At 45.4% G+C, this 4,838-nt stretch carries 2 rRNA genes; both read left to right on the top strand.

The features are described from left to right. Positions 1-45: 45 nt before the first annotated feature. Positions 46-1,561: ribosomal RNA gene (locus tag KQ876_RS03640) — 16S ribosomal RNA — on the top strand. Between the two features lie 297 nt (positions 1,562-1,858). Further along, positions 1,859-4,756 (top strand): 23S ribosomal RNA (locus KQ876_RS03635). The 16S and 23S rRNA genes sit together here, the layout of an rRNA operon. The last annotated feature ends 82 nt before the right edge of the window (positions 4,757-4,838 follow it).

The following is a 4,838-nucleotide window of genomic DNA, read 5'->3' as shown; positions in this document are numbered from 1 at the left end:
AAGTTCTTTGAAAACTAGATATATACAATAAACATGACAGTCAATTTTTTCGAGAGTTTGATCCTGGCTCAGGATGAACGCTGGCTGTGTGCCTAATACATGCATGTCGAGCGGAGTTCTTCGGAACTTAGCGGCGAATGGGTGAGTAACACGTACTTAACGTGCCCTCTAGATTGGGATAACGATGAGAAATTATCGCTAATACCGGATACTTATTAGTTTGGCATCAAACTAATATAAAAGGAGCGTTTGCTTCACTAGAGGATCGGGGTGCGGAACATTAGTTTGTTGGTAAGGTAATGGCTTACCAAGACGATGATGTTTAGCGGGGTTGAGAGACTGATCCGCCACACTGGGACTGAGATACGGCCCAGACTCCTACGGGAGGCAGCAGTAGGGAATTTTCCACAATGGACGAAAGTCTGATGGAGCGACACAGCGTGCAGGAAGACGGCCTTCGGGTTGTAAACTGCTGTTATAAGGGAAGAAAAAGCAGTAGAGGAAATGCTATTGCCTTGACGGTACCTTGTCAGAAAGCAACGGCTAACTATGTGCCAGCAGCCGCGGTAATACATAGGTTGCAAGCGTTATCCGGAATTATTGGGCGTAAAGCGTCTGTAGGTTGTGTGTTAAGTCTGGCGTTAAAACTTGGGGCTCAACCCCAAATTGCGTTGGATACTGGCACGCTAGAATTGTGTAGAGGTTAGCGGAATTCCTAGTGAAGCGGTGAAATGCGTAGATATTAGGAAGAACACCAACATGGCGAAGGCAGCTAACTGGGCACATATTGACACTGAGAGACGAAAGCGTGGGGAGCAAACAGGATTAGATACCCTGGTAGTCCACGCTGTAAACGATGATGATTAGCTGATAGAGAACTATCGGCGCAGCTAACGCATTAAATCATCCGCCTGAGTAGTATGCTCGCAAGAGTGAAACTTAAAGGAATTGACGGGGACCCGCACAAGCGGTGGAGCATGTGGTTTAATTTGAAGATACGCGTAGAACCTTACCCACTCTTGACATCTTCCGCAATGCTATAGAGATATAGCGGAGGCTAACGGAATGACAGATGGTGCATGGTTGTCGTCAGCTCGTGTCGTGAGATGTTCGGTTAAGTCCTGCAACGAGCGCAACCCTTATCCTTAGTTAAATGTTCTAGGGAGACTGCCCGAGTAATTGGGAGGAAGGTGGGGACGACGTCAAATCATCATGCCTCTTACGAGTGGGGCAACACACGTGCTACAATGGATAGTACAAAGAGAAGCAATACGGTGACGTTAGGTGACGTGGAGCAAATCTCAAAAAACTATTCTCAGTTCGGATTGTAGTCTGCAACTCGACTACATGAAGTCGGAATCGCTAGTAATCGTAGATCAGCTACGCTACGGTGAATACGTTCTCGGGTCTTGTACACACCGCCCGTCACACCATGGGAGCTGGTAATGCCCGAAGTCGGTTTTGTTAACTACGGAGACAACTGCCTAAGGCAGGGCCGGTGACTGGGGTGAAGTCGTAACAAGGTATCCCTACGAGAACGTGGGGATGGATTACCTCCTTTCTACGGAGTACATAAGTTACAATTCATTTTAGTAACAATTACTAACTTTTAAGACCATTTTTATTTATTAATATTTGAGTCATGGCTTTCTTTAATGGTCAGAAAGATTTATATATCTAGTTTTGAGAGAACTTCTCTCAATTGTTCTTTGAAAACTGAATAGTAAAGATAAATTAATATAACAACGACATCAATAAAAATAAATTAGTCAATTTGTTTTGTGATACCGAGTAATTATTTTAAATAATAATTTATTAAAATGTCTTTGAATACATCAACAATAGGAAAATATTGAACTTTTAAATAAGTAAGAGTGAGTTGTGGATGCCTTGGGTCTGGAAGTCGATGAAGGACGTGATTACCTGCGATAAGCCTCGTGGAGCTGGATATAAGCTACGATACGGGGATTTCCGAATGGGGAAACCTAATTAGAGTAATATCTAATTGCATTAGAATGAATACATAGTTCTAATGACGAGACACGTTGTGAACTGAAACATCTTAGTAGCAACAGGAAGAGAAAATAAACAATGATTCCATTAGTAGCGGCGAGCGAACTTGGAAGAGCCCAAACCAACATTTATGTTGGGGTTGTAGGACTATCTACATGAAGTTACAAAATTTTGTTATAGCAGAAAAAGTTGGGAAACTTTAGCATAGAGGGTGATACTCCCGTATGCGAAATGGCAAAATCTTCTGATAGTATCCTGAGTAGGGCGGGGCACGTGAAACCCTGTCTGAATCTGCCGGGACCATCCGGTAAGGCTAAATACTAACCAGACACCGATAGTGAACTAGTACCGTGAGGGAAAGGTGAAAAGAACCCCGGGAGGGGAGTGAAATAGAATCTGAAACAACTTACTTACAATTAGTCAGAGCGCGTTAATGCGTGATGGCGTACATCTTGCAGTATGGACCGGCGAGTTATGTTAACATGCGAGGTTAAGTGGATAAAAGCGGAGCCGTAGAGAAATCGAGTCTTAATAGGGCGCTTAGTATGTTGACATATACCCGAAACCATGTGATCTATTCATGAGCAGGCTGAAGCTTGGATAACACCAAGTGGAGGGCCGAACCGTAGTACGCTGAAAAGTGCCCGGATGACTTGTGAATAGCGGAGAAATTCCAATCGAACTTGGAGATAGCTGGTTCTCCTCGAAATAGCTTTAGGGCTAGCGTGTGATGTTAAACTTTGGTGGTAGAGCACTGAATATGGAATGGCCGCGCCTAGCGGTACTGACTATAATCAAACTCCGAATACCATTGTGTATTATCATGCAGTCGGAACCGGGGTGCTAACGTCCCGGCTCGCGAGGGCAACAACCCAGATCGTCGGCTAAGGTCCCAAAATCGTGTTAAGTCAGAAAGGTTGTGAGTTTTCATAAACAACTAGGAGGTTGGCTTAGAAGCAGCCACCCTTTAAAGAGTGCGTAATAGCTCACTAGTCAAGAGAACTTGCGCCAATAATGTAACGGGAGTAAAACACGATACCGAAGCCACGGGTACGAAAGTACGTTAGAGGAGCGTTCTTAGTGCGGCGAAGTCAGACCGTGAGGACTGGTGGAGCGCTAAGAAGTGAGAATGCCGGTATGAGTAACGATTTGAGGTGAGAATCCTCAACGCCTATTGGGAAAGGTTTCCTGGGGAAGGTTCGTCCACCCAGGGTTAGTCAGGACCTAAGGAGAGGCCGAAAGGCGTATCTGATGGACAACAGGTTAATATTCCTGTACTGGCTGTACGTAGGTAGTACGTAGTGATGGAGTGACGGAGAAGGATAACACTACCACTTATTGGATTGTGGGGTAAGTAACAACTGGTGGACATAGTTAAATGCGTGTCCTCTAACCGGGAGTTGCGAGTCATAAGCTGAAAAGCTGAATTGTGTGATTTCATGCTTCCAAGAAAAGCTTCTAAACGTTTAAATGTATGGTCACCTGTACCGAGAACGGACACACGTTCCCAAGATGAGTATTCTAAGGCGAGCGAGAAAACCAATGTTAAGGAACTCTGCAAATTAACCCCGTAAGTTCGCGAGAAGGGGTGCCAACTTTTGGTTGGCCACAGTAAATTGTGAGGGGCAACTGTTTATCAAAAACACAACTCTCTGCTAAACCGCAAGGTGATGTATAGGGGGTGAAGCCTGCCCAGTGCCCGAAGGTTAAGTGGATGCGTTAGCTTATGCGAAGCGTTGAAATGAAGCCCGGGTGAACGGCGGCCGTAACTATAACGGTCCTAAGGTAGCGAAATTCCTTGTCGGCTAAATACTGACCTGCACGAAAGGCGCAATGATCTCTCAACTGTCTCAACATTGGACTCGGTGAAATTATGGTCCCAGTGAAAACGCTGGGTACCCGCATCAAGACGAAAAGACCCCATGGAGCTTTACTACAACTTCGTATTGGAACTTGGCCTAACATGTGTAGGATAGGTGGGAGACGTTGATGCTAAGACGCTAGTCTTAGAGTAGTCGACCTTGAAATACCACCCTTGGTATGTTGAGTTTCTAACCTGTCGCCGTTATCCGGCGAGGAGACAGTGCGTGGTGGGTAGTTTGACTGGGGCGGTCGCCTCCTAAAAAGTAACGGAGGCGTTCAAAGGTACACTCAATACAGTCAGAAACTGTATGTAGAGCGCAAAGGTAGAAGTGTGCTTAACTGCGAGACCTACAAGTCGAGCAGGTGCGAAAGCAGGACTTAGTGATCCGGCTGTACGTCATGGAACGGCAGTCGCTCAACGGATAAAAGTTACCCTGGGGATAACAGGCTTATCTTGCCCAAGAGATCACATCGACGGCAAGGTTTGGCACCTCGATGTCGGCTCATCGCATCCTGGAGCTGGAGTCGGTTCCAAGGGTTTGGCTGTTCGCCAATTAAAGCGGTACGCGAGCTGGGTTCAGAACGTCGTGAGACAGTTCGGTCCCTATCTGATGTGGGCGTTGGAATATTGATGAGAGCTGCTCTTAGTACGAGAGGACCGGAGTGGACGTACCGCTGGTGTTCCAGTTGTTCCGCCAGGAGCATAGCTGGGTAGCTAAGTACGGAAAGGATAACCGCTGAAAGCATCTAAGTGGGAAGCCTCCTCAGAGATAAGTATTCCCTTGAAATTCCTTGTAGACTACGAGGTTGATAGGATGGATGTGTAAGTGTAGTAATACATTTAGCTGACCATTACTAATAAATTGATAGGTTTAGAAGTTAAGATGTATTTAAGACATTTTAATGAATTATTAATTACTATTCAGTTTTCAAAGAATAAGCCCAGAAGGGCATTTTTTTAT

Source organism: Mycoplasma sp. CSL7491-lung (assembly GCF_018913965.1).
GTDB lineage: Bacteria > Bacillota_I > Bacilli_A > Mycoplasmatales > Metamycoplasmataceae > Mycoplasmopsis.
Note: the sequence above shows the minus strand (reverse complement) of the source record. Positions and strands in the feature narration are given on the sequence as shown.